The sequence below is a fragment of the Pseudomonas citronellolis genome, from assembly GCF_900112375.1.
GTDB classification, from domain to species: Bacteria; Pseudomonadota; Gammaproteobacteria; order Pseudomonadales; family Pseudomonadaceae; genus Pseudomonas; species Pseudomonas citronellolis.
The window spans coordinates 1-4,403 of record NZ_FOLS01000065.1 but is presented as its reverse complement, the minus strand read 5'-3'; the positions used below and the strand labels follow the sequence as shown (position 1 = coordinate 4,403).

Sequence of the window (4,403 nt, the reverse complement as noted above, 5' to 3'; positions counted from 1 at the left end):
TGCAGTCTTTTTCTGTGTCAATTATTGTTGTTGATTCTTGCTTTATGTTTATGCGGGTTATTCGCTCACTATTTAAATGCTCTACACATACAGCCTCCATGATTGAGGGAGATGCCTGAGCAGTCGTGCTAACTAATAGAAGGTTGACCAGGAAGTATTTGGCGAAACTCATGGTGCCTCTCAATGGAAATAAGACTCTCTTGGTCATTCAAGCCTGTGTCTTGGGAGTTAATGATTTTTGAAATTTACCGTTTTTATGATCTTTGCCAGATCCTCTGCGAAATTCTTATCTATACTCGGGGCTGGCTCTTCATTTTCGGATGTTCCAATTAGTACAACTCCTTCATGGACTAAGCAAAAGCGAATCTGGTCATAGTTTTCTTTTCCCTTCTGTTTATGAAGAACTAGAACACCCTCCCAGTTGTTCTCGGATAATCGCTGAAAAATATAACTATTATCGCCTGCCATACTAGACTTGATTACGAATCTTCCGTTTCTGAAATCTGCTGGGCACTTTAAGGAGTTAGATTCTAATATCTCTCTATATTCGGGGGGTAAGTCATCTTCGTTGGTCATGGAAAATGGAAAATTTTCCTTGCTTTCACACATTAATCCGAACCATTTCAATTCAGGGTTTCCTGGATTTTTGAAAGCCCAATCGTACCCTGTTGCTGATTCCGCTTGCCATAAATATGGGGTAGAATTCCTATTAATCTTAGATGGTGCCTCATAGATGACTATATCTGGGTCATCGTATTGGGCGTGTTGGTGGTCACCTAATGAAAGCGAGTATGAACAGTCTCCCTGCTTAGTTTCGATTACACTTGGTCCTGAAAAATCTCTCACGTCTTCCAACCGGTTTCCTAGTGAAACCGTGTGCTCAGGGGGGGAAGCGATTGCTGTGCTGATGGCCCCCGTTGTAGAGATAAATAAAACTATGCAGTTTCTGGTTTTCATAGTCGCCGTCAAGTCAAAATAGGTCGAGATTATTGATTATGGCTTTCTCAAATAGCTAGGTCCGGATAAAGGGGCGATATATCGTTTTTCTTGAGTTTTGAAATTTATTAATTATTTATTTTTATGTCAGACAATATCTGAGAAATTGTTGTGGCCTCTGAGTTTTTTAGTGTGCCAGTCTCTGAGAAGGAGAAAGAGAAGCAAGTTGTGACACGGTTGTTTGGGCATATATAGAAAAAATCAGGGGCCAATGTTTTCTGGTTGTCGCCAAAACTTGAGTTTGTATACGCTATGGTACCTTTCCAGTTCTGTCCGATTATTGGCTTTTCCCAATTCACTATCCGGTAGTACCTACCTCCAGAATCTTCGTTTTCAATTTCTGCTGCAGCTGATGGACTGGTAGTCTCTTCTGAGGCTTCGAAAGGTTGCCTTGAATTCTCAAGGCATGAGAATTTTAAAATTCCGATTTTTGTTTTATCTTTTGTTTTTATATGAACTTCTGATGTGTATATTATTACTCCATTTCTTGTTTCTTTTTTGGGGGGGGATGATATCTTTTTTAGCTTGCCTCCAATGCTGTAATTGCAGTAGTTATCTTGTTCCGTTTTTGTTTCAAAATTGTCTTCGCCTCTGCATAAGGTAGGAATTAATGCGCTGGCTATAAAAAAACCTAAAAAAGCTGCAGATTTCATTGAGTCTCTCTCCTTATGTAATCTTCTGGAGTGTCCGAGAGGGCGTCCGTGGTCGTACCGAATGTTGGTCTATCCGCTAGGACTATTAGGGCATTAATAAACGCTGTGGATCTATCTACTAACCCATTCATGTTCGGAGATGGGGATCCTGTTGTTGATGGATAGTTAACAGCAGTGGCACAGTTTGTAAAAGATTGGTTGAAATACCAAGTCTTGATGCCTGCATTGGTCTGTATTGTTCTGCGAGAGTTTGTAGCCGGAGTGTCTGCGTATAGGTTGGTATTTCCAACTAGTGGCCTGTCAGGGTTGCTGGCGGTTGGAGCGGACTTATTTGGCCATACCCAGTATGCGCCGGCGCTATGGCACGCGTGTCGAGATGTTTCTCCAATTTCATTACGCCAAGCTATTTCGTTTGCGCTGGCAGGTACTACAGGTGTTCTTCCGAGGAATTTAAAGTATTTATAATAGTTGTTGTTGCCATTGCCCAGATTACCATTGGGGTTGGTTAGTTGGAGCAGTCCGCGACCGTACCATCCTGAGTGGAGTGTCGGCGAGTTTCCATTTGATTCCTTCATATATCTGAACCAACCTGTCTCCTGGGTTGAGTTTCCAAAGAAACAGGCTTGCCTCATCGGAGTTGTTATTAAAAATTTTTGCAGGGATTTGTTAATCTCTAAAAGGTGTGTGTTTATGAAGTTTATGGCATAATTTATATTCGGTTGCTCCCAGACTCCATGCGTGTTTGAGTTATGTGAGCCAGGCTTTCTTATTATGTTCTTGGGAATTATTTGAGTTAATTCTTTCTTACTAAGCCAGCCGCATTTCCTAAATGCCTGAATAAAATATCTTGGTGGGAAATGCCAATGTTTTTTTATCACTTGGTCCAGATTGACATTTTTCCAAAACGCCAGAGCCTCCTGATGCTTCTTGAGCTTCCCGTACTGGTCTGATGTCAAGGGGCCTCCTTCTGCTACTTTCTGAAGCCAGCCATAACGGTCGTCGAAGTCATTGGTGCTCCACTCCGTGGGAAACTTGCAGACCAGTCGCCTGATGCGCGGCTGGGTTTCGCTGCTAGTCAACCGACTCATGTTAAGAGTGCGCTCCCTGGCATAACGCTCGGATAATTTCTTCTGTTCGTCTGGAGAGAGTGCATCGTATGCGGGCGAAGTTGCGATACTTACGGCATCGCCGTTATCCGCTACCACTTTCCCTTCGTCCAGGTTGAGCAGGTTGCGGATGAAGGCCGATTGGCAATGGCTGTCTTTGTCCGTGTCGTCATCTACAAGGTACCAACCTTGCCAGTGGGGGAAGTCGGCATCGCTGAACTTGGTGACGGTGGGGGCGTTCAGGTTTACCCAAGCACTGCGGCTTTCTTCTCCGGATTTGCCCGGGACCTTGATCTGTCGCCAATGGGCTGCATCGGTGGGGCGCAGTATGTCTGGCCCGAGGACGCGGCCGAAGCGCAGCAGTTCATACCCGGCGCTGGGGCTTTGGGGATAGAGCGTTGAGGCTTTGCTGTAGAGGTTGTATTCGAAATCGGCCTCTTCTTCCTGCGTGCCTATGACGTCGCCGGAGAGGTAGTACGAAGTCAGCTTGCACTGGCCTTTTTCGTAGCTCATACGCACGAAGATGCCGTGCTGTAGTTGGGAGGCCACAGCCCACTCATACCCGTCCGGAGTGACTTGGGCTGGAGCACTTTCCGTGGAGGTGGCGCCTTCTTGCATAGTGGCAACTGGCATGGCGGGGCAGCGGTAGGCTACCGCCGAGGTATTTTCCGCCTGGGTGCGATTGGTCGGGGGCGCCGAGTAGGCGAGAAGCTCGGGAGGGACGAAGAAATACATGTCGCCCCAGCAACTGTCCGTTCGTCCATTGCCGGACTGATAGTCGAGTTCGCGGGTGGTTCTGCCGGTCAGGTTGGCGATCTGGGTCTGGTCGGCGATGATCTCGAAATGAATGCGTCCCGCCTTGCCGTAGATCTTGCCGGCCTCGCCGATGCTGTCCTTGCGGTAGACCGCCTGGCCTACGGTGGGATTGGCGAGGTTGATTTTCGACAGGTGCATGTAGATCGAGTAGTAAACGACCTTGGCGTTGTCGCCTTCGCCGATTTCGGTTTCATGCTTGAGGACGATACAGCCGTCATCGGTCCAGCCATCCATGTAATGCAATGGGTGTTCCGGGTTGCTGGATTCTTCGGTGGGTTTCCTGAAATAGACAACTGTGCCGTCGGCGATGGCCCTTACCGGTAGGGGGGCCCCAGCTTCCTGCGGGGCAGTGAGATGAATGCCGCCGTGCCAGTTCAGATCGAAGCTCAGGGGAAAGCCGCCATCACCCGGAATACCGCCCACCATGGCGCGGTCGAGGAAGGCTTCATCGCTTTCTCCCGCGATAGGGGCGGGAAGGAAGGGAGGGCTGATGATCATCTTGAATGGTCCTTATTCGTTAGTGCTCTCTGGCTCGTTCAAAGGGACATCGGGTACTGGCCGGTGGGTTTGGTCTTGCTCAGCGGATTGGCCAGCGCCTCGTCCATCGGCCCGCCGGCCTTGTCCGCATCCGCGGCGCCCGGTTGCAGGGGGGACTTGAGGGCGATGCCCGAACCGCTGCCCGGCGAGCCGCCGGCGTTGATCTTCGCCAGCGGACCGAACACGGTGACGCCGCTGGCGTCGAGCTTGATGAAGCTGCCGCCGGCCTTGAGGGTCAGTTCCTGGCCGGCCTCGATCACCAGTTTCTGCCCGGCCTTGAGGTGGATTTCCCGGC

3 protein-coding genes and 1 pseudogene are annotated in these 4,403 nt (G+C 49.0%); all 4 read right to left on the bottom strand.

Features of this window, described 5'->3' with window-relative positions:
• Nucleotides 1–228: 228 nt before the first annotated feature.
• A complete protein-coding gene (locus BM060_RS32785; RefSeq protein ID WP_135499947.1) occupies nt 229–957 on the bottom strand; it encodes a hypothetical protein in 729 nt (242 codons plus the stop codon).
• 107 nt (nt 958–1,064) lie between these two features.
• A complete protein-coding gene (locus BM060_RS32780) occupies nt 1,065–1,649 on the bottom strand; it encodes a hypothetical protein (RefSeq protein ID WP_135499948.1) in 585 nt (194 codons plus the stop codon).
• Nucleotides 1,646–4,069, bottom strand: coding sequence for a M23 family metallopeptidase (locus BM060_RS31885; protein ID WP_074986545.1), 2,424 nt, complete (start codon nt 4,067–4,069; stop codon nt 1,646–1,648). Before BM060_RS31885 ends, BM060_RS32780 begins: the two co-directional genes overlap by 4 nt.
• 38 nt (nt 4,070–4,107) lie before the next feature.
• Nucleotides 4,108–4,403 (bottom strand): annotated as a pseudogene (locus BM060_RS31880) (DUF2345 domain-containing protein); the annotation flags it as partial.

Coding starts and splice junctions, on each gene's coding strand:
- BM060_RS32785 (WP_135499947.1), bottom strand. CDS start 957: ATGAAAACCAGAAACTGCATAGTTTTATTTATCTCTACAACGGGGGCC.
- BM060_RS32780 (WP_135499948.1), bottom strand. CDS start 1,649: ATGAAATCTGCAGCTTTTTTAGGTTTTTTTATAGCCAGCGCATTAATT.
- BM060_RS31885 (WP_074986545.1), bottom strand. CDS start 4,069: ATGATCATCAGCCCTCCCTTCCTTCCCGCCCCTATCGCGGGAGAAAGC.